Annotated in this window: 24 protein-coding genes and 1 other RNA gene; 16 read left to right on the top strand and 9 right to left on the bottom strand. The window is 41.1% G+C overall.

From position 1 onward, the window contains the following. The first annotated feature begins 78 nt into the window (after positions 1-78). From asnS to AC3ISE_RS13720, 4 genes are all read left to right on the top strand, one after another. Entirely contained in the window at positions 79-1,371 is a 1,293-nt protein-coding gene (gene asnS, locus AC3ISE_RS13735; protein ID WP_133310385.1) for an asparagine--tRNA ligase, read from the top strand. Between the two features lie 181 nt (positions 1,372-1,552). Next, on the top strand, positions 1,553-2,257 hold the full coding sequence (locus AC3ISE_RS13730; RefSeq protein WP_489221427.1) for a DnaD domain-containing protein: 705 nt from the start codon (positions 1,553-1,555) through the stop codon (positions 2,255-2,257). Positions 2,258-2,302: 45 nt separating this feature from the next. Further along, positions 2,303-2,974 carry an endonuclease III gene (gene nth / locus AC3ISE_RS13725; RefSeq protein WP_489221426.1) on the top strand — a complete coding sequence of 224 codons (672 nt, stop codon included), beginning with the start codon at positions 2,303-2,305 and terminating at the stop codon, positions 2,972-2,974. Then, positions 2,958-3,488, top strand: a complete 531-nt coding sequence (locus tag AC3ISE_RS13720) for a YpoC family protein (protein ID WP_489221425.1) — start codon at positions 2,958-2,960, stop codon at positions 3,486-3,488. The genes nth and AC3ISE_RS13720 overlap by 17 nt, the downstream gene beginning before the upstream one ends. 118 nt (positions 3,489-3,606) lie before the next feature. Here AC3ISE_RS13720 and AC3ISE_RS13715 read toward each other — a convergent pair whose 3' ends face one another. Both AC3ISE_RS13715 and recU read right to left on the bottom strand, forming a co-directional pair. Beyond that, positions 3,607-6,294 (bottom strand): PBP1A family penicillin-binding protein, encoded by a 2,688-nt coding sequence (locus AC3ISE_RS13715; RefSeq protein WP_489221424.1) that lies wholly within the window; start codon positions 6,292-6,294, stop codon positions 3,607-3,609. Between the two features lie 46 nt (positions 6,295-6,340). Beyond that, a complete protein-coding gene (recU, locus tag AC3ISE_RS13710; protein WP_489224338.1) occupies positions 6,341-6,934 on the bottom strand; it encodes a Holliday junction resolvase RecU in 594 nt (197 codons plus the stop codon). 145 nt (positions 6,935-7,079) lie between these two features. Here recU and AC3ISE_RS13705 point away from each other — a divergent pair, with 145 nt between their 5' ends. Continuing rightward, positions 7,080-8,087 carry a DUF2515 domain-containing protein gene (locus AC3ISE_RS13705; RefSeq protein WP_489221423.1) on the top strand — a complete coding sequence of 336 codons (1,008 nt, stop codon included), beginning with the start codon at positions 7,080-7,082 and terminating at the stop codon, positions 8,085-8,087. A 467-nt stretch (positions 8,088-8,554) separates the two neighbouring features. Here AC3ISE_RS13705 and sspM read toward each other — a convergent pair whose 3' ends face one another. Next, positions 8,555-8,659: an acid-soluble spore protein SspM gene (gene sspM / locus AC3ISE_RS13700; RefSeq protein ID WP_070876319.1), complete on the bottom strand. Its 105-nt coding sequence runs from the start codon at positions 8,657-8,659 to the stop codon at positions 8,555-8,557. Positions 8,660-8,853: 194 nt separating this feature from the next. Here sspM and AC3ISE_RS13695 point away from each other — a divergent pair, with 194 nt between their 5' ends. Together AC3ISE_RS13695 and AC3ISE_RS13690 are read left to right on the top strand one after the other, a co-directional pair. Next, the gene (locus AC3ISE_RS13695) at positions 8,854-9,102 is read left to right on the top strand and encodes a hypothetical protein (protein WP_070876317.1); all 249 of its coding nucleotides are present in this window, start codon (positions 8,854-8,856) and stop codon (positions 9,100-9,102) included. Between the two features lie 66 nt (positions 9,103-9,168). Then, positions 9,169-9,537 carry a DUF1798 family protein gene (locus tag AC3ISE_RS13690; RefSeq protein WP_070876315.1) on the top strand — a complete coding sequence of 123 codons (369 nt, stop codon included), beginning with the start codon at positions 9,169-9,171 and terminating at the stop codon, positions 9,535-9,537. A gap of 175 nt (positions 9,538-9,712) precedes the next feature. On the opposite strand, the gene AC3ISE_RS13685 is transcribed toward AC3ISE_RS13690, so the two are convergent. After that, positions 9,713-9,889, bottom strand: coding sequence for a hypothetical protein (locus AC3ISE_RS13685; RefSeq protein WP_165970867.1), 177 nt, complete (start codon positions 9,887-9,889; stop codon positions 9,713-9,715). A 120-nt stretch (positions 9,890-10,009) separates the two neighbouring features. Next, positions 10,010-10,198, bottom strand: a complete 189-nt coding sequence (yppF, locus tag AC3ISE_RS13680; protein WP_489221422.1) for a YppF family protein — start codon at positions 10,196-10,198, stop codon at positions 10,010-10,012. A 180-nt stretch (positions 10,199-10,378) separates the two neighbouring features. On the opposite strand from yppF, the gene AC3ISE_RS13675 reads away from it, so the two are divergent. After that, positions 10,379-10,831 (top strand): YppG family protein, encoded by a 453-nt coding sequence (locus AC3ISE_RS13675; protein ID WP_489221421.1) that lies wholly within the window; start codon positions 10,379-10,381, stop codon positions 10,829-10,831. A 24-nt stretch (positions 10,832-10,855) separates the two neighbouring features. Then, positions 10,856-11,179, top strand: coding sequence for a phage holin family protein (locus tag AC3ISE_RS13670; protein ID WP_489221420.1), 324 nt, complete (start codon positions 10,856-10,858; stop codon positions 11,177-11,179). 23 nt (positions 11,180-11,202) lie between these two features. Here the strand turns inward: AC3ISE_RS13670 and AC3ISE_RS13665 are convergent, their stop codons facing one another. From AC3ISE_RS13665 to AC3ISE_RS13650, 4 genes are read right to left on the bottom strand one after another with little or no spacing between them, the layout of a single operon-like run. After that, positions 11,203-11,352 (bottom strand): hypothetical protein, encoded by a 150-nt coding sequence (locus AC3ISE_RS13665; protein ID WP_489221419.1) that lies wholly within the window; start codon positions 11,350-11,352, stop codon positions 11,203-11,205. A gap of 10 nt (positions 11,353-11,362) precedes the next feature. Beyond that, a complete protein-coding gene (locus AC3ISE_RS13660; protein WP_070876310.1) occupies positions 11,363-11,614 on the bottom strand; it encodes a sigma-G-dependent sporulation-specific acid-soluble spore protein CsgA in 252 nt (83 codons plus the stop codon). A 2-nt stretch (positions 11,615-11,616) separates the two neighbouring features. After that, on the bottom strand, positions 11,617-11,775 hold the full coding sequence (locus AC3ISE_RS13655; protein WP_489221418.1) for a hypothetical protein: 159 nt from the start codon (positions 11,773-11,775) through the stop codon (positions 11,617-11,619). 51 nt (positions 11,776-11,826) lie between these two features. Further along, complete coding sequence (locus AC3ISE_RS13650; RefSeq protein WP_489221417.1) at positions 11,827-12,258, bottom strand: Hsp20/alpha crystallin family protein; 432 nt, start codon at positions 12,256-12,258, stop codon at positions 11,827-11,829. A gap of 193 nt (positions 12,259-12,451) precedes the next feature. Between AC3ISE_RS13650 and AC3ISE_RS13645 the strand changes: the two genes are divergently transcribed. The 7 genes from AC3ISE_RS13645 to rnpB all read left to right on the top strand — a co-directional run bounded on the left by AC3ISE_RS13645 (position 12,452) and on the right by rnpB (position 18,909). After that, on the top strand, positions 12,452-12,952 hold the full coding sequence (locus AC3ISE_RS13645; protein WP_489221416.1) for a PTS sugar transporter subunit IIA: 501 nt from the start codon (positions 12,452-12,454) through the stop codon (positions 12,950-12,952). A 200-nt stretch (positions 12,953-13,152) separates the two neighbouring features. Next, entirely contained in the window at positions 13,153-15,438 is a 2,286-nt protein-coding gene (locus AC3ISE_RS13640; protein ID WP_489221415.1) for a DEAD/DEAH box helicase, read from the top strand. Beyond that, positions 15,429-16,673 carry a ribonuclease H-like domain-containing protein gene (locus AC3ISE_RS13635; RefSeq protein ID WP_489221414.1) on the top strand — a complete coding sequence of 415 codons (1,245 nt, stop codon included), beginning with the start codon at positions 15,429-15,431 and terminating at the stop codon, positions 16,671-16,673. The genes AC3ISE_RS13640 and AC3ISE_RS13635 overlap by 10 nt, the downstream gene beginning before the upstream one ends. A 344-nt stretch (positions 16,674-17,017) precedes the next feature. Beyond that, on the top strand, positions 17,018-17,431 hold the full coding sequence (locus AC3ISE_RS13630; RefSeq protein ID WP_489221413.1) for a CotD family spore coat protein: 414 nt from the start codon (positions 17,018-17,020) through the stop codon (positions 17,429-17,431). 68 nt (positions 17,432-17,499) lie between these two features. Continuing rightward, the gene (locus AC3ISE_RS13625) at positions 17,500-18,066 is read left to right on the top strand and encodes an SLOG family protein (RefSeq protein WP_070876301.1); all 567 of its coding nucleotides are present in this window, start codon (positions 17,500-17,502) and stop codon (positions 18,064-18,066) included. A 76-nt stretch (positions 18,067-18,142) separates the two neighbouring features. Next, complete coding sequence (gpsB, locus tag AC3ISE_RS13620; protein WP_070876299.1) at positions 18,143-18,448, top strand: cell division regulator GpsB; 306 nt, start codon at positions 18,143-18,145, stop codon at positions 18,446-18,448. 67 nt (positions 18,449-18,515) lie between these two features. Beyond that, positions 18,516-18,909, top strand: an RNA gene (rnpB, locus tag AC3ISE_RS13615) — RNase P RNA component class B. Positions 18,910-19,020: the final 111 nt, after the last annotated feature.

Raw genomic sequence — 19,020 nt, 5'->3', positions numbered from 1 at the left:
TTGAACGAAGCAAGCAACAAATGTATAATAGCAATTACGTACATATATTATGATCCGGTTTTTGGAGGGAACAATTACGTGAAAACAACAATTAAAGAAGTAAGCAAATTTGTAGATAAAGAAGTAACAATTGGCGCTTGGATTGCAAATAAACGGTCCAGCGGCAAAATTGCCTTTTTGCAATTGCGGGACGGCACGGGCTTCATCCAGGGCGTAGTCGTAAAAGCAGAAGTAGCTGAAGAAGTATTCCAAACAGCAAAATCAATCACCCAGGAATCTTCCATCTATGTAACAGGTGTTGTAAGAGTGGACGAGCGTTCTCCGTTTGGATATGAGCTTGGGGTGACAGGCATTGAAGTCATTCATGAATCTGTAAACTATCCAATTACACCAAAAGAACACGGCACAGAATTTTTAATGGATCACCGCCATTTATGGCTCAGGTCCAAGCGTCAGCACGCTGTGATGAAAATCAGAAATGAAATCATCCGTGCAACGTATGAGTTCTTCAACAAAGAAGGCTTCTCAAAAGTAGATCCGCCGATCTTAACAGGCAGCGCTCCTGAAGGGACTTCAGAGCTTTTTGCAACTAAATATTTTGATGAAGATGCTTATCTGTCTCAAAGCGGTCAGCTCTACATGGAAGCTGCAGCAATGGCACTTGGAAAGGTTTTCTCATTCGGACCGACGTTCCGCGCTGAAAAATCAAAAACAAGACGCCACTTGATCGAATTTTGGATGATTGAGCCTGAGATGGCCTTTTATGAATTTGAAGACAACCTGGTTGTACAGGAGAATTATGTTTCTTATATTGTCCAAAGCGTTCTTGAAAACTGCAAGCTTGAACTGACTACACTAGGACGTGATACAGCTAAACTTGAACAAATCAAGGCGCCTTTCCCTAGAATCTCCTATGACGACGCCATTAAATTCTTGAATGAAAAAGGATTTGATGACATTAAGTGGGGCGATGATTTCGGTGCACCGCATGAAACAGCTATCGCAGAAAGCTTTGAAAAACCGGTATTCATTACTCATTACCCGACAGGCATTAAGCCTTTCTACATGCAACCAGCTCCTGACCGCGATGACGTCGTGCTCTGTGCAGACTTAATCGCACCAGAAGGCTACGGGGAAATCATTGGCGGATCACAGCGTATTCACGATCACGAACTTCTAAAGCAGCGCATTGAAGAGCACGATCTATCACCAGAAGCATATCAGTGGTACCTGCAGCTGCGTGAATTCGGATCTGTTCCGCATTCAGGATTCGGCCTTGGCCTTGAGCGCACAGTTGCCTGGATCAGCGGCGTAGAACACGTGCGCGAATCCATTCCGTTCCCTCGTTTGCTTAACAGATTATATCCATAATAATAATGTGAGTCTCCTTGATAGGAGGCTCACATTTTGTTTACAGGTTCGCAGTAACGGGTTTATATTTCCTTGTTTTTATAAATAAGGAAGCTGAACAGTCGGTTCCGCTTTTCCATGAAAGTCCATCACCGTTTTTCTGCTTGGACATGTTATACTATTTTAGGTGAGGTGACTCGTTATGAATAAAGAGCAATTTGTTAACATGCAAGAGCAGGGCTCGCTATCTGTTCCTGCAGCACTAATTATGCATTATCATCAAATCGGAATTAAAGAAGAGGAGCTTGTTTTGCTTCTTCAAGTCAATCTCCATCTTCAAAATGGAAATCAGTTTCCTACTCCAAGTGAATTATCAAGTAACATGTCCATTTCTGTATCTTCATGTACATCCCTTCTCAGAAGCTTGCTGCAAAGAGGATTTTTAGACATTGAGGAATATGAGCAAGCTTCCATCAAATACGAACGGTACTCTCTGAAACCTCTTTGGAGCAAAATATATGAATTTATGCTGATGAAAGATGAGAAAAAAACAGAAGAAAAACAGCAGCAGGAAAACGTGAATTTGTATCCTGTATTTGAAAGTGAATTCGGAAGGCCTCTTTCACCGTTTGAAGTTGAAACTCTGTCAATTTGGATGGATCAGGATTATCATGATCCGATTATCATAAAAGCAGCTTTGAAAGAAGCCGTCATATCCGGTAAACTAAACTTCAGGTATATCGACAGAATTTTATTTGAGTGGAAGAAAAACGGGATCCGGACAATCGATCAGGCGCGCAATTACGGCAAACGATTCCGGCAGCATCAATCCCAGCCACAAAAGCAAAATCAATCAGATGAAGAATATAAACGAAAAGTGCCGTTTTATAATTGGCTGGAGAGTTAACTTCTTCATGAGATTTTTACAAACAATAACTAAACAGGTGATCGCATGCTGAATATGAAACAAATCAGAGAAGCTCTTGATACAATCGGTGAGCTCTTTCCTGATGCACATTGTGAGCTGAATCACAGCAACCCTTTTGAACTTGTCATTGCAGTGGCCCTGTCTGCACAGTGTACAGATGTCCTGGTCAATAAAGTAACGAAACAGCTTTTTGAAAAATACAAAACGCCTGAAGATTATTTAGCAGTACCGATTGAAGAACTGCAAAATGATATCAGATCGATTGGTTTATACCGCAATAAAGCTAAGAACATCCAAAAACTGTGCACCCTTCTTATCCAAGAATATGGGGGAGTTGTGCCTAAGGACAGGGACGAGCTGACAAAGTTTCCAGGTGTTGGCCGCAAAACAGCCAATGTCGTTGTATCTGTTGCCTTTGGAGTTCCTGCTATTGCAGTTGATACACATGTTGAGAGAGTCAGCAAGAGACTTGCTATATGCAAATGGAAAGACTCCGTAATGGAAGTGGAAAAAACACTCATGCGGAAAGTGCCGATGGAAGAATGGTCGCTTACTCATCATCGCCTCATCTTTTTTGGAAGGTACCACTGTAAAGCGCAAGCGCCAAAATGCACGGAATGCCCGCTGCTTCACATGTGCCGTGAAGGACAAAAAAGAATGAAAAAGGGAACGGTGCGGAATGCAGCGATTAATTAATCTGCCTGACGCCTTTAAGGTTGAGCCATTCTTTCGCAAGAATGAATTAACAATACCGCTGAATTCTGCGGCAACAGCGGAAGAAATGATCAAAGCAAATCCCTTTTATTTTGATATTTGCTTTAAAGCGAATGTGCACATCGATTTTCATCCTTGGAAAAATCCTGAAATAAGTATCCCAATTCTAATTGATAAATGGCAGTCAATTAAGGAGACAATCAAGAGCGGGATCTCTTCAAAAGCAAGGAAAGCTGATAAAGCAGAAATGATTAAGGGGATCTCCATTTTGATCTGTATGATTTATTGGAGCAATGAAACTCCAGTCCATCATCTAAATATAGAGCCGTCTGATTTCACAGCTTTTGCGGCGAAGCCGTTCAATCCGTCTGAAAGACTGATGTATGTGCTTTTAAAACCGGAACAATATCATTCCTTTATTCAGCTCGATCAGCTTATTGAAGAAACGGTTAAACAATATCATAAAAAAAGAGCTATGAGCAGCCGAAATAAATAAAACGCAAGGATCAGTTTTTGATCCTTGCGTTTTTTAGTGCGGCACTTTCATTTATACATATGCAGGAAACCGCCGATCATAAAAAAACCCCTCTGCTTAAGCAGAGGGGTCCCTATCATTAATCTCCATCTGAACTTCCATCACCATCATCATTTCCGCCATTGCCATTTCCGTTCCCATTATTTCCATTCCCGTTGCCAGGAGGATTTGTCGGAGGGACTGGTTCGAGCGGATTGCTTGGTTCTTGGGGGGTTTCACCTTCACCAGGCTGCCCTTCGCCTTCGTCGTCGCCCTCATCATCGCCATCGCCAGGAGGTTCTTCACCAGGAGGCAGTTCACCTTCATCAGGAAGCTCCTCGAGAGGAGGCAATTCACCTTCACCAGGCTCTTCACCTGGTTCTTCAGCAGGCGGTTCTTCTGGTTCAACAGGCTCTTCAATAACTGCTTCAGGAACTTTTAAAACCGCTGCTGCAGAATCACTGCGGTTTGAGCCGTCATCGTCACTTACTGCGGTTACGTAGAATTTATACGTTGAACCGGCAACAGCATTTGGAATCACCATGCTGGTATCTTTCGTATTATTGATGACTTGTGCTGGACCGTCATCGACAGATTGGCTGATCTCAAAGGATACAGCGTCTTTTAAGTCATCTTTATAGTCCCAGCTGAGTGTTATCTGATTGCTTGTTTGATCATAATCCACTTTAAAGCCGGATGGCTTCGCAAGTCGTTTATATTGCTCAGAAACTTTTGTAGGCTCCGTTCCTTTTACAAAGTACTCGCTGATTTTTTTGCTGTCAGGAGTAAATTTGCTTGCAAGCTTAGGAGGATTTGAACCATCTTCAACCGTTATTTTCACAACGGAATTCGGCTTATTAAAGTCTTTGCCATCACCGCTTGAAACTTCTGAGATTACTTCTTTAAAGATTTTTTTTGCAAGCTGCTGATCTGTTTTTGTTAAGTGCATTTTTTCATCGTTTTTCATATATCCAGTCCATACGGCTGCTGAATACTCAGGTGTGTAGCCTACAAACCAGCTGTCTTTTGCACCGCCTGCAGGAACGTTGTATCTTGCTTTGTCTTCTTCAGAGAAGTTCGTTGTTCCAGTTTTTCCTGCTACTGTAACACCAGGTACCCGGGCAGCTGTACCTGTGCCTTCTTCAACAACAGAGATCATCATATCAGTTGTCATGTAAGCTGTATAATCACTCATGGCAGCTTCAGGCTCAGGAGAGAGATCGATTTCCGTGCCATCGCTTAGAACAACTTTCGTTACAGCGTGAGGCTCTGTATAGATCCCGTTATTTCCGAATGCAGCAAATGCTCCCGCCATATGAAGAGGGGAGACACCGGTATCAAAACCGCCAATTGAATAGGCTTCCGGTATTTCTTCTTCAAGCGGAATGCCAAGACCTGCTGCAAAGTCGCGCGCTTTATCAACACCGACCTCCTGCATAGCTTTTAGTGCAGGAATATTACGTGATTGAGCGAGGGCATCACGGATAGACATTTGGCCTTTATACCCTCTGTCAAAGTTATTGATTTTCACGCCATTTGAGTAAGTATAAGGTTCGTCTTTAATTTGTTCGTACGTTGACCATTTTAGGTATTCGATTGCCGGACCGTAGTCCAGAACCGGCTTAATCGTTGAACCAGGCTGTCTTCTTGTATCAATTGCATAGTTGAAGTCACCGACATTCTGATTGCGGCCTCCGCCGATTGCGCGGATTTCGCCTGTTTCTGTATCAATGAGGGTTACCCCAGCCTGGAAGTTGTCATCAGGATAGCCGATCTCACTTCCATTCAGCAATTCTTCAACATAGTTTTGGGCATCTGTATCAATAGTTGTATAGATTTTTGCACCTGCTGAACTTGCATCAATGTCTGTTTTATCTTTTACTTCTTCAATGACTTGCTCTACATATGCGCTGTAAGGATTCGATTTTTCTCTCTCGGGAACGACCGTTGACTGTACAGGCACTTTCTTAGCTTCTTCTGCTTCTTGTTCAGTAATGAACCCTTGCTTTACCATTAAGTTAAGAACGATATTGCGTCTTTTTTCTGCTGACTCCGGATTTTTTCTTGGATCAAAATTTGTAGGGCTTTGCGGAATGCCTGCAAGCATTGCTGCTTCATGCAGTTCAAGATCCTTTAACTCTTTGCCGTAAAATCCTTCTGCAGCTTTCCCGACACCATAGTATTGAGGGTGGTAATAGATTTTGTTTAAGTACATTTCCAGGATTTCATGCTTTGAATATTTCTGCTCTAATTGAAAAGCGAGCCAAAGCTCCTGTATTTTTCTAGTGATTGTTTTTTCATGTGTAAAAAAAGAATTTTTAATAACCTGCTGTGTGATGGTACTTCCGCCCTGTGAGCCGAAACCCTGTGTGACGTTCGCTACTACAGCTCCGCCGAGACGGATGACATCTACGCCGCTGTGCTCGTAAAAACGGGCATCCTCAGTTGCAAGGACGGCTTCTTCTAATTTTTTGGGAATATCATTATAAGAAATATAGGTTCGTTTTTGGGCTCCTACTTCTGATATTTCATTGCCTTCTTTATCATAGATAGTAGAAGAGTAGGAATCCTTTAATTTTTTCTCATCAAGCTTCGGGGCGCCTGCAGCAATTACTGCAAAAGTAACTCCGCCTGCAATCAGGCCGATCAGACCGATGGAAACTAAGATGAACAGGATGCGTTTAAAGAGAGATCCGCGCTCTGGTTTATTTGGTTTTTTGTTTTTGCTTTTACTTGTTTGCGCTAACGCTTTTCTGCGTTCTTCGCGGCTTTTATATTGATCTGACATTGCTTTTTCCAACCTTTCATTTTACAAAATCCGCTTCGCTTATGGTTTATAGAAAATACAGTTTTTCCAATACCTTAATATAATCAATTCTAGGCTGATAGCCAAGCGGAATGGGGTGGGATGTTAATTCAATTTCTTTTTTTGTGATCGACTTTCTTCCGCCGTTTTCTTTTCTCTCCCAAAATTCAAGAAGAATGGCAGCTTCCATCAGATAAAATGATTGGAAGGCAGAAAGAATGACGAAAGACAGTCCGCCCTGGTCAAGCACCATTTTCATATGCCTGACTTGATGTTCATGGAAGTTTTGAAGCGGAAAGGATGTACTGCTTTGCGTTTCTTTTGCTTCAAAGTCAATATACTTTCCTTTATAAACGCCATTATAGTCTGTTGTAGATGACTGTTTGAAATAAGCTTCCCGGATAACGGCTGCACTCCGTTTTGGGAAATCTACATTTACAATTTGAACAGGGGTCGGTTTTTTATGGATGACAGCGATGCCTCTGTCTAAATAATATTGATTTGTTTCGTTCAAATCTTCCTCAAGCGTCATCCCTCTGTTGCTGTAGGTTTCTTTCGGCTGGCGCTGTTTAGGCGGAGCAGTACTCGGGTTATACGTTTTTCCGTTAGGATAACGAAAAATCATTTCTTCCCTCCTCAGGTAAAACTACTACTTATCATATCAAAAAAAAAGAAAAAGACATGGTGAAAAAGTTTCGATTTTGTTAACGCTGCTTATGTGTACTTCAGCTTCAATCAGGATAGTCTATAAGAAGTGAGGTGAACGTATGCACATCAATCAAGATTTCCCGTCGAAGCAAAGAACAATAGAAGAAAATAATATTATAGCACTTATAAAGAATACGACATTAAAAAAAAATTACGACAACATATCGAGAACAGAAAGCTACAATCGATATTATAAAAGAAATCCCGAAATTAGATGGGCATTTCTTGCAGGCATGGTATCACGGAATGCCGGCTACTGTATGACGGATTTAAAAGGCACTTGGTTTCAAAAAATGATAAATAAAAAAATGATAAAGGCATTGTTTCTGACTTATGAAGATGCAAACTGGCTTATTTTCTCCGATGCGTATCCCCAGCTCTTGCTGTATGAGATTTCAAAACAAACAGGCCGGCCTCTTTTTCATTTGCTGGATGAATTCCATGTTTCGCCGTTTATGAAAAAAGTATGGCAGGGTTTTTGGGTAGAAAAAAACATTGAACATTTAATGACATCGCTGATCATTAACGAACAGCATTTAATTCAGAAGCCAATTATCGAAAAGGCTATTTTTAAAAGAAAGGTTTTTCATACACCGCTGTTTTTCTTTCAGGACCTCTTTCATTTTAGCACAGTCGTTTTCCCTACTTTAGAAGGCAGATTATTCGGTTTTTCCGTTCACGATTTTAAAAAGCTGAAAAGTCGCATCAAGCTTGGAAGATCTTTAGCCTGGCTGCTATTTCACCCGGAATATTTTCCGGATTTTATGGACTTCTCAGAACGGACACCACATACAGGGTCCAGATTTGATTATGAAAAGCACTTGAGTGACGGAAGAAAAAGAGACACACCTTATTTAAGAACATCCTATCCGATGATCTCACACCAATTAGACGTAAAAGAAAGAAATTGGTTTCATGGCCAGCCGATGGAAAAATGGTACAGCCCGCTGCCAACTCCAAACGAATTCGAAATGACAGAGTGGCATATAAAAAAACAAAATCAAATGCATGCATTTTCTTTGCTGAATGAGTACTTAATCAATAAAGGGAAAAGAAGCAAGGATTAATTGATCCTTGCTTTCTTTTTTGAAGCAAGTGGTCCCATCTCCGCCTCCTAGCCCCTCGGCCAGAACAAAATTCTCCAATTTATCTGGAACCCCTCTAATTAATTCCGAAACCCCATGAATTAATTGCAGAACCCCTCCAATTAATTTGGAAACCCCTCCAATTAATTCCGATACCCCATGAATTCGGTATTGACTCCTCGGTCTGAACAGTCGGCTCCGCTTTTCTCATTGTCCAGCTCCATCGCCCAACTCCCCGGCCAGAACGGCTCATCCAGCAAAGGCAAAAAGCGCCTTCACTGGCTGATCCTTATCTGTCTGTCGGAGCTAAACGGAAATTTCGTAATACACAGTGTCTAGCTCCGCCTCCTAGTCCCTCGGCCAGAACAAATTCCCCCAAAAAGTCAAAACCGGACTTTTCGGGTGAATTCTTATCTGTCTGTCGGGCCTGAACAGTCGGCTCCGCTTTTCTATGTCGATGGGCGGTTCGGCCCGCCAAGCTTTTTATCCAGGTCGTTTTTTGATGGTGCCTGAGATTGTTGTTTTTGCTGTTTCTTTTTCGTTTCTTTTGCCATGTTGCCACCTCCTATCAGTATTGTTTGCACGCAGATTGATTTCATGCAGAATGTCGCATAAGGGAATGTCGAAAATTAAGCTTTATCCAATATTTTCTTCTTTCTTTGGCGAATGGAAACTAGTTTTGTCACCCTTGAAGGGAGGAGGGAAAAGCTTCTCGAATAGTACCTGTAGATTGAAAGGAGGAGTCAGCGTGGAGCACCTCATACCTAAGATGGTTGTAGAAAAATTATTGATGGAATTAGATGAAGAGATGACGAAATTAGAACTTGCCATACAAAAAAGAGTAACGGAAACAATCTGCCAAAGTGAAGAAGAACTGTATAAGAACATGGAAGGCGCTGCTCAGCATGTAATGGAAGCTAGCAGGTTTTTGAACGAGGAAGGGATAAGGGAGGACACGAACTCCAGAGTGCAGCCGAGATACCGATTAAGTTACTAGAGATCAGATGATAATGGAATTTTAGGTTCATGTTTGGTAAGATACCCCAGAGAGGTGATGCAAAACATGAATATAAAAATTCTGAATAACTCAAATAAGCTCCTTCATATAACAGGCGAATGTGTCAGCCGTTTTGAAAATGATGCAAAAAAAAAGGATGAAGTAGATTTCTTTAATGAAGTAAAGCCTGCATTTGAAGAGGCGATGGCGATCATGAATGAGTGGAAAGAAGATGTCTTGACATGGAGAATCACGGCGAGACCAAAATATTTATTTCCTGCTCAAATCGACTCTACAGTAGAAAATTTCGAACAGCTTGTGCTGCAGTCTTTTTATAAGGAGTCAAAACCAATACGATTTAAAAACATGAAACAGTCCATTGACTATGTGATTGAACAAGTCATTGCACATATTCAGACGGAAAGCTCCTTATAGAAGAGGGGGGCTTTTTTGTTGTTAAATAAGGCTCTTTTCGAATTGATTGTTGTTTATGATTATACATTCATCCGTTGATCTCGGCTGCAATCCACCCAATGTTTAAACATTCGCAACAAGCTTTACTAAAAGAGCCTAAAAAAGAAACCGGCAAAATTGAGCCGGTTTCCCTTATTTATTCATCAATCTCGCGTGCTTCCTGAAGGGTCACAGCACGGTCTCCCTCACTTGCCACAGGCTCAATTGCATATTCGACATCTTTAGAATGTTTCGCAGCGACAGGCTGTCCTTTTTTTGAAATCGTTAAATCCTGTCCTTTTTTCTGGTGATTGAAATCTTTGCCTCTTCCCATATAGAAAACCTCCATTTTTTGATATAAGAGTCCTTCATAATATGGTTTCATTCAGGAGGATTATGTATTTTAAAAGAAAAAACAGAGAAGGGATTGCTTCTCTGTTTAAGAAAATATTGGCTATGCGTTTACTTCCTGTCCGGGATTAGATGTGTCAGACGTTTCAAGCAGCATGACAGCAGTTCTGTATTCGCTGATGGATAATTCACCTTTGATGTACATGGTTTTAATAAAATTCAGGAGCTCGCCCATGCTATTCGGTTCATATTGCTTCGCTTCAAAAAATGCAGTTTTTATGCTTTGCATCATGTATCTCCTCCCATTCCCCTTGCTAATATCGTATCATGTCATTTTTTTATCTTAATTTTTTGTAAAATTTAAACTTCCGACAAGAGTTGACATATTTTTTCACTTTAAAGGATAAGCACGGGAGCGCTTTTTTCAGCATACGTATGAAATAGCCTAATGTATGGGAAAGGGGTATGAAACATGTATTCAGCCGGAGGAAATTCATTTAAAAACCGCAGAAGAAAAAAAGAAGAAAGAATTAGCTATTACTATCCATATGAAGGGTATCCTCCATATGAAAACCCGACATATTTACCTCAGGTTCAACATAATTATCAACAAATGCAGCAAAATCCAGCTTACTATCAGCAGGGACAAATACCGCCTTATATGAATGGCTATCAAACTCAAGGGTTTCCGGTGCAGCAGCCGCAGACTATGATCCAGCAGGCCATGTATGCAAATCCTTATCCAAAGCCTGTGCCAAATGCTAAAAATCAGGCTGGGGGAATCTCAACTGTCATGTCTCAATTTAAAAAACCGGACGGACAAATGGATTTTAATAAAGTGATGGATACGGCAGGGCAGATGATGGGTGCAGTGAACCAGATGAGTTCGCTTGTAAAAGGTGTTACATCCATGTTTAAAGTGTAAATTGGGCTTCCTGCATGAACTATAATGGAAAAAGAGGTGTTCTGGGTGGTGACAGGCGCACTTTCAAGCGTGTTTGATCAAATCAGCGTTCATCCTCAGCTGGTTATTGTTGTGCCAGCCTTGATGATTTTGGGATATGCCTTAAAAAGGACCCCAAAAGTTCAGGATTGGATGATTGTCTGGATTCTGCTTGGAGCGGGGATAATTGCAAGCGTATTTACATTAGGCTTTTCTGTAAGCAGCATTGCAAATGGCTTTATTGCTGCAGGTGCTGCGATAACAACTCATCAGGCATATAAACAGTCAGTAGTCGAAAGGGATAATGATGATCAAAACAAAAACGCGTGAAAGACAGCACGCGTTTTTGTTTATTATGATTCTTTGTTGTTTGATGCAAATTGGCGGGCCAGAGCCTCCTTAACTTCCTGATAAGACAGGCCTGATTGAGCATTCAGCTGTTTTACTTTTTCAGTATCAGTATTGCTGTATTTTCTTGTATTAAAAGATCCATTCTCTTTCATTTAAACACCTCTACAGCAGTTCCTCATAAACTTCATTCAGCTGATCAACACGCACATAATCCTGTTCACCCATGGCGTGCTTGATTTCATGAGGCAGCATTTTATTTAGAAATGACAGTTCTTTCTCAGATAAATCTCTCACAAAATGTTTTTCGTCATCAAAGGCCTGCTGAGACAGCTTTTGATATAAATGCCTGCTGACTTCGTGATCTTCCAGATAATTGGACAGAACTTCGCGCAAATAGCTCAGTGATTTATCCATGTTCAGCGGTCCTCAAAATATTTTTTTGTTTTTTCCTTATCGCTGCCTGAGTAATAGGGATTCTCTTCAGCAGGGGTGGAAGAGTCCAAATTTGTCTTAATCACAAGCCTTGGGGAATCTGAAGGTTCTGCGTTAATCCGTTTAGTATGTTCATTCTGCATGTCATGCACCTCCTGCTTATAGTTTCTTATAGGAGGGGGTTAATTATGGTGTTAATTTTTGGACGGCGGCAAAAAAGATTCTTCAAAAGGAAATGAAATCATCATGCAGCTGTTTTTATAGGTTGTCTTTATTTGATTTTTATCGGGAGCAAAAGGCAATAATACTGTTTTAGAGATATGCTCGCATGTTTGGGAAACACTGGAGCCGCCTGTGTGCTGGATGTTGATTTCTTCCTGATGGGTAATGGTAATAGTTAAATAACATTCATGCAGATCAATGCTGACTTGTTTCTTTTTAATTCCCCGAAGCTCCGCAATAACAAAATAATAGCCGTTTTCTTCGAACTGAGAAATTTTAAGATAGGATGCGCTGCTTTTTAACCGAAACATCTTTTCGAATTCATTTAAATCCTGTTTAAATGAGCTTTCGCTAAAAAATTGTTCAGCGAGCTCATAAAGAGGATTTTGTTTTTTTTCACTCATAAATATGCTCTCCTCGCTCTTTTAGGCTAAATTATGCATAAACCCGTGAATTTGTTGCTTGATTTAAGCTTTTTGTGATTAAATAATGAAGATAAATAAGGGGACGGGCTTTTTCACACTTAGGGAAACGTTTAATTTCAGGGGTACAGGGTATTTCTAATAGTAGAGATCAATGCAGAAAAGGAGAATGAATATGCTGAAAAAATTATTTGGCAAAAAAACTGAAAAGCAAACAGAAGAAACGGTTTACGCACCTCTTACAGGTAGATTGCTGAGCCTTGAAGATGTTCCGGATCCGGTTTTTTCTCAAAAAATGATGGGTGACGGAATGGCGATTGAACCTTCTGAAGGGACACTTGTATCTCCAGTTGAAGGAGAAATCATTCAGCTTTTCCACACGAAACATGCGATTGGAATTAAAAGCTTAACCGGCATGGAAATTCTGCTTCATATCGGACTTGAAACAGTTGCGATGAACGGGGAAGGCTTTGAAGCATTTGTAAAAGAAGGCGACAAAGTAAAACCTGGAGATAAATTGATTACATTCGATCTGAATTTAATTAAAGAAAAAGCAGCGAGCACGATTACACCGATTATCATCACAAATGGCGATATCATTGAGAATGTGCAAAAATCTCCATTAGGCGAGGTTAAAGGCGGCTCTGATAAAGTGTTTGAAATTAAAGTGAAATAATGAAATATTAGAAGCGGGCTGCGGCCTGCTTTTTTTATGCAGAAATGATGTTGAAAGTCATCAATGAATAAGCGATTTCAAGCTCGATGCCGTACTAGGCTGCCATGCTAACCTCGTCTATATTTCCAATAATTAATTATAGGCTGTTCCGCTTAAAAACGAACGTTTATTCTGTTAGAATAAGGAGAGAGGTGAAGCAAATGAGAAGAAAGCAGTCACTGGCAGAAATCATTGAATTTCTAAAAAAGGATGAGCAGTTCAAACATCAGGTCGTACATGCTCATACTATTCAGCCAAAAGAAGCAAAAACGGCGGAAATGCCTGCTTCAGTAGACCCTAAATTAAAATCAGCCCTTGCAGCTAGAGGCATACATAATTTATATACACATCAGGCTACGGCCTATGAGCTTGCCCAAATGAAAAAAAGCTTTGTAGCAGTGACACCGACAGCTTCTGGAAAAACACTGTGCTACAACTTGCCGGTCCTGCAGCAAATCTTAAATGATGAGACGAGCAGAGCCCTCTATTTATTTCCGACAAAAGCACTTGCGCAGGATCAGAAAAGTGAATTGAACGAACTCATTACAGAGCTTGGAGTGGATATTAATTCTTATACGTATGACGGCGACACTGCCCCCAACATCCGAAATGTCATTCGCAAAGCGGGGCATATAGTCATGACAAATCCGGATATGCTTCACTCTGCCATTTTGCCGCACCATACGAAATGGGTTTCTCTTTTTGAGAACTTAAAATATATCATCATAGATGAGCTTCATATTTACCGGGGAATTTTCGGAAGCCACGTTGCCAATGTGATAAGAAGATTGAAGCGTATCTGCCATTTTTATGGAAGTGATCCGGTGTTTATTTGCACATCTGCTACGATTGCAAATCCGCAGGAGCTCGCAGAAAATTTGCTGGAGGAGGAGATGGCTCTTGTTGATGACAACGGTGCGCCATCAGGAAAAAAGCATTTTTTATTTTACAATCCTCCTATCGTGAATAAGCCGCTGAATATACGCAAAAGCGCTACGCTTGAAGTCAGAAAAATTGCAAGCGAGCTATTAAAAAACAAGATTCAGACAATCGTTTTTGCAAGAAGCAGGGTGCGTGTTGAAATCATCTTAACGTATTTGCAGGAGCTGATTAAAGGCGAGCTTGGCAAACAGACGATACGGGGATATCGCGGAGGCTATTTGCCAAAGCAGAGGAGGGAGATTGAAAAAGGGCTCAGAAATGGTGAAATCCTTGGTGTGGTCAGTACAAATGCCCTTGAACTGGGAGTAGACATCGGTCAGCTTCAGGTGTGCATCATGACTGGATATCCAGGAACCATTGCAAGTGCATGGCAGCAGGCGGGAAGAGCTGGGAGAAGAAGCGGAGAGGCACTTATTGTCATGGTCGCAGGATCCACGCCGATTGACCAGTATATCATTCAGAACCCTGATTACTTTTTTAAGCAAAATCCCGAAACAGCTATTATTAACCCCGATAATCTGATTGTCTTAGTAGACCATGTGAAATGTGCGGCGTTTGAACTGCCTTTCAAAAAAGGCGAGAATTTCGGTAATGCTGAGCTAGAGGATATCCTTGAATTTTTGACAGAAGAAAAGGTGCTTTATTACAACCGGGAACGTTATCACTGGATGAATGATTCATTTCCAGCCCATAATATCAGTCTGAGATCAGCTTCTCAGGAAAACGTCATTATCGTTGACCAGTCTAACATCGCTCACGTTAAAGTGATTGGGGAAATGGACAGATTCAGCGCAATGACTTTGCTTCATGATGAAGCCATCTATCTGCATCAGGGGGTTCAATATCAGGTTGAGAAGCTTGATTGGGAAGAGAAAAAAGCGTTTGTGAGAGAAGTGGATGTTGATTATTTTACAGATGCAAATCTTGCCGTTCAGCTGAAAGTGCTGGAGGAAGATAAATCAAGAAGCAATGAAACTCATCAGCTTGGTTTTGGAGATGTAACCGTCCAGGCGATGGCTACGATTTTCAAAAAAATAAAATTTGATACACATGAAAACATCGGTTCAGGTCCCATTCATTTGCCTGAAGAAGAGCTGCATACGAATGCTGCATGGATCAGTTTATCAGATGAACTGGCAGCATCGCTGAAAAAAGACAGGCTAGAGGAAGCACTGCTTGGAATTGCACATGCTCTGAAACATATTGTCCCATTAAGCGTCATGTGTGACCCATCCGATATCAGTGTCATTCCGCAAATGAAAGCAACACATAATGATCTGCCGACCGTATTTCTGTACGACCGCTATCCAGGCGGGGTGGGTCTTTCAAATAAAGTATTTGAAACAATGGAGATCGTCCTGCAGGAAGCGATGGCGATGATTGCCGGCTGTCCATGTGAATCCGGCTGCCCGTCGTGCACAGGCCTTGAAGGATCTGACCATCAAAAAAACGATACCATTCAATTATTAGTTCAGTTAAAAGGAGCAGAGAATCCTTGTCATTAAAAGGAAAGTTAAATCGATTAAAAACACATATGTCGCTTGAAGGCGGTTTGGAAACTGCCCAAACGCCCCATTCAGAGGAGATTCCAAACCTTGAAAAGTGGGCCGCACTGGATGCATTGCCTTTTTGGTTTGATGGCGAGTATTGCATGGTCAGGGAACGCACTTATCCTCTGGACTATAAACACGGTCTCTATCAGATGGGTGAATTTCATAGAGCCGTTTCTCTTTGGAATGAAAGAAACAGCCAGCATCCATTATCATCTAAAGACCATGATTCCTATGAATTATTTTTCTTTGATACAGAAACCACGGGACTCGGCGGCGGAGCAGGTAATACCATCTTTCTGCTTGGACACGCACAGGTTTTCCGCGACAAAGTGGTCGTTAAGCAGCACTTTCTCCCTAAACCGGGAAATGAAGTTGCTCTTTATCAAAGCTTCTTAAGCGATGTGAATACGAAGACTCTCGTAACCTATAACGGGAAAGCGTTTGACTGGCCCCAGGTGAAAACACGGCATACTCTAGTGCGCGAGCAAGTGCCAAAACTGCCAGCTTTCGGTCATTTTGATTTGTTTCATGCAGCGAGAAGATTATGGAAAACAAGCTTGGAATCCGTTAAACTCAGCATTGTAGAGAAAGAAATACTGGGTATTGTACGAGAGCATGATGTTCCAGGCTATCTTGCTCCTATGCTGTATTTCAGCTTTGTTCAGTCGCAGGATCCTGATCATATTGAGGGTGTGCTGATTCATAATGAGATTGATATTCTTTCTTTGATTACTTTATATACTCATCTTTCTTACCGAATTTTGTACCCGGGTGTCGAAGCGACGGATACAGAACAATATGAAGTGGCAAGATGGCTGCTTTCTGCCGGAGATCAAGAAACAGCTTTCGACACATTCAAATCTGTAGCTGACCGCAGTGAGGCGAAAGAATTTGAGGCGAAATTCGAAATGGCCATGCATTTAAAAAAGAAGAAAAACCTGCTGGAAGCACTGCCGTTATTTCAGTCAGTTGCTGAGGGCCCTAGCTTGAAACAGAAGGCGAAAGCTGCTGTGGAGATTGCGAAGTATTATGAACATAAAGTGAAGGATTACGAAAAAGCGCTGTCTTATGCAACTTCAGCTTACTTGACGATAAAGGCAAAAGATCAAGCATTAAAAACGGACTCGGAAAAAGAGAAGCTTGAACTTTTAAAAAGAATGAAACGATTAGGAAATAAAAACAGGTGATTATTCCCCGGGGAAGCGCAAAATCAGCGGTTTTTCGCGAAGAATTTGTCGATATTGTGAAATTTTCCAAAGATTAAAATAGGTAATTGTAGAATGGTGTAGATGTGTGTAAAATTAAGGACTGTAAACACTATCTGCATGGGGTGAACGGAATATGTACAAAGGAATTTTCTACTTGTTTTTCATCGTTTTATTTGCAACTGTTTTTATCTTTTCAAACTTCAAAGACACTTTCTACGCTTTCTTGTAAAAAATAGGTTAATGCATCAGTACATGTACACACTTTTCTTCATAGACTATCACTGTAAGACAGATAAGAAATGAAGGAAAGGAGTCAAACAAATATGATGCCTAATAACAATATGCCAAATATGGTTTCTCCGATGGGACCGAATATGCCAAACATGGTGTCACCGATGGGACCGAATATGCCTGCTGTGGGCGGAGCTCAAATGGGACCAAATATGCCTGCACCGAATATGGTTGGCGGAGCTCAAATGGGACCAATGGGACCAATGGGACCAACTAAAATGTGTCCGCCGATTGTCCATCCGACAAAATGCTGTGTGCAGCACACATTTTCTACAACAGTCGTTCCGCACATTCATCCAACCCATACTACTGTAGTAAACCATCAAATGGTCCAGCATAAACATTTTTTCCCTCAAACACAATCTATGGCAAATCAAGTTTCAAACCAACAATTTAACTGCGGCGGCGGCGGTCCAAGACCACCATTTAGTCCTTACGGCCGTTAACCTCAGATAGTAGGAGCTGATGCTAGGGTGTCAGCTCCTATCTTCTTTTGAAGGGAGACGATACATAGATGAAAGTAGTAACAGTTTCCGGCTACAAGCCTTTTGAACTTGGCATTTTTAAAAAAGATGATCCAGCCATTGGGTATATTAAAAAAGCAATCGAAAAGTCATTGCGTCAGATGATTGATGACGGCTTAGAATGGGTATTGATAAGCGGACAGCTTGGTGTTGAGCTATGGGCCGCAGAGGTTGTCTTTGATTTGCAGTTGGAGTATGATGAACTAAAGCTGGGTGTGCTAACACCTTTTTTGGATCAGGAAGAGAAATGGAATGACGACAATAAAGAATACTATGAATTCATTCTGTCTCAAGCTGATTTTGTTGATAGTATAACAAAACGAAAATACGAAAATCCAAATCAGTTTCGCTTAAAAAATGAGTTTTTTGTTTCAAAAAGCCAAGGTTTGCTTCTTGTTTATGATGAAGAAAATCAAGGATCTCCAAAATTTTTGCTGGATACGGCCAGAAAAAAGGCGGAAGCAAACGAATATTCATTAATGATGATTTCTTTTTCAGACCTGCAAATGATTGTAGAAGAAGAACAGAGCAAATCGGATGGATTCTGGTCAAGTTAGCGAAGAGAAATTGACAATTGCAATCAAGATGTGAAAAAATATGTAAAGATGATTTCAGTGTGACGAGGTGAAAGAGATGCTTTCTGATAAAATTAAATTAACGGCTAAAGAAATTTTAGAAAAAGAATTTAAACAGGGTATGCGCGGCTACAAACAGGAAGACGTTGATAAATTTTTAGATTTGGTAATTAAGGATTATGAGACGTTTCATCAGGAAATTGAAGAGCTGCAGCAGGAAAATCTTCGTTTGACTAAGCAGCTTGAAGATTCATTTAATCGCAAACAGGCGCAGCCGGTTCAAACAAATACAACGAACTTTGATATTCTTAAACGTTTATCAAATTTAGAGAAACACGTTTTCGGCAGCAAGCTGTACGATTGATTCCATTTATTTACACTTGCATTAATCTCTTAAATTCACTATACTAATATTTGCTGTTAAAATAATAACGTTCAGGTAATCGCTGCAGTCTTTAGGGCTGTAGAGGAAAGTCCATGCTCGCACGGTGCTGAGATGCCCGTAGTGTTCGTGCCTAGCGAAGTCATAAGCTAGGGCAGCCAAAGATTTGGCTGACGGCAGGGAACAAGCCTAAGTCCCATCCGGGATACGGCTTTACTACCTTGAAAGTGCCACAGTGACGTAGTCTTTCGGGAAACCGAAAGAGTGGAACGCGGTAAACCCCTCGAGCGAGAAACCCAAATATAGGTAGGGGCACCTTCTCTTAGGAACTGAACAAGGAGAAGGCCGGAAGCGATTCGCTTCTGTAGATAGATGATTACCACCGGAGTACGAGGTGATACCGGCCGTTTGCAGTACAAAGGGACAAAACATGGCTTACAGAACGTTATTACAGGTTACTATAAATGCGAAACAGGCTCTCTTCACTTAGATGAGAGCTTTTCATTTACATAAAAATTCGGTTAAACAAGCTTACAGAAGGTTGAGTTAACTGT

Source organism: Metabacillus sp. KH_069, from assembly GCF_057838075.1.
This window is presented reverse-complemented; position numbering and strand designations above follow the sequence as displayed.

Excerpts from the sequence above, each read along its gene's own strand:
- AC3ISE_RS13730 (WP_489221427.1), top strand. The coding sequence starts at position 1,553 with ATGAATAAAGAGCAATTTGTTAACATGCAAGAGCAGGGCTCGCTATCT.
- nth (WP_489221426.1), top strand. The coding sequence starts at position 2,303 with ATGCTGAATATGAAACAAATCAGAGAAGCTCTTGATACAATCGGTGAG.
- AC3ISE_RS13720 (WP_489221425.1), top strand. The coding sequence starts at position 2,958 with ATGCAGCGATTAATTAATCTGCCTGACGCCTTTAAGGTTGAGCCATTC.
- AC3ISE_RS13715 (WP_489221424.1), bottom strand. The coding sequence starts at position 6,294 with ATGTCAGATCAATATAAAAGCCGCGAAGAACGCAGAAAAGCGTTAGCG.
- AC3ISE_RS13705 (WP_489221423.1), top strand. The coding sequence starts at position 7,080 with ATGCACATCAATCAAGATTTCCCGTCGAAGCAAAGAACAATAGAAGAA.
- sspM (WP_070876319.1), bottom strand. The coding sequence starts at position 8,659 with ATGGCAAAAGAAACGAAAAAGAAACAGCAAAAACAACAATCTCAGGCA.
- AC3ISE_RS13690 (WP_070876315.1), top strand. The coding sequence starts at position 9,169 with ATGAATATAAAAATTCTGAATAACTCAAATAAGCTCCTTCATATAACA.
- AC3ISE_RS13685 (WP_165970867.1), bottom strand. The coding sequence starts at position 9,889 with ATGGGAAGAGGCAAAGATTTCAATCACCAGAAAAAAGGACAGGATTTA.
- yppF (WP_489221422.1), bottom strand. The coding sequence starts at position 10,198 with ATGATGCAAAGCATAAAAACTGCATTTTTTGAAGCGAAGCAATATGAA.
- AC3ISE_RS13675 (WP_489221421.1), top strand. The coding sequence starts at position 10,379 with ATGTATTCAGCCGGAGGAAATTCATTTAAAAACCGCAGAAGAAAAAAA.
- AC3ISE_RS13670 (WP_489221420.1), top strand. The coding sequence starts at position 10,856 with ATGGAAAAAGAGGTGTTCTGGGTGGTGACAGGCGCACTTTCAAGCGTG.
- AC3ISE_RS13665 (WP_489221419.1), bottom strand. The coding sequence starts at position 11,352 with ATGAAAGAGAATGGATCTTTTAATACAAGAAAATACAGCAATACTGAT.
- AC3ISE_RS13660 (WP_070876310.1), bottom strand. The coding sequence starts at position 11,614 with ATGGATAAATCACTGAGCTATTTGCGCGAAGTTCTGTCCAATTATCTG.
- AC3ISE_RS13655 (WP_489221418.1), bottom strand. The coding sequence starts at position 11,775 with ATGCAGAATGAACATACTAAACGGATTAACGCAGAACCTTCAGATTCC.
- AC3ISE_RS13650 (WP_489221417.1), bottom strand. The coding sequence starts at position 12,258 with ATGAGTGAAAAAAAACAAAATCCTCTTTATGAGCTCGCTGAACAATTT.
- AC3ISE_RS13645 (WP_489221416.1), top strand. The coding sequence starts at position 12,452 with ATGCTGAAAAAATTATTTGGCAAAAAAACTGAAAAGCAAACAGAAGAA.
- AC3ISE_RS13640 (WP_489221415.1), top strand. The coding sequence starts at position 13,153 with ATGAGAAGAAAGCAGTCACTGGCAGAAATCATTGAATTTCTAAAAAAG.
- AC3ISE_RS13630 (WP_489221413.1), top strand. The coding sequence starts at position 17,018 with ATGATGCCTAATAACAATATGCCAAATATGGTTTCTCCGATGGGACCG.
- AC3ISE_RS13625 (WP_070876301.1), top strand. The coding sequence starts at position 17,500 with ATGAAAGTAGTAACAGTTTCCGGCTACAAGCCTTTTGAACTTGGCATT.
- gpsB (WP_070876299.1), top strand. The coding sequence starts at position 18,143 with ATGCTTTCTGATAAAATTAAATTAACGGCTAAAGAAATTTTAGAAAAA.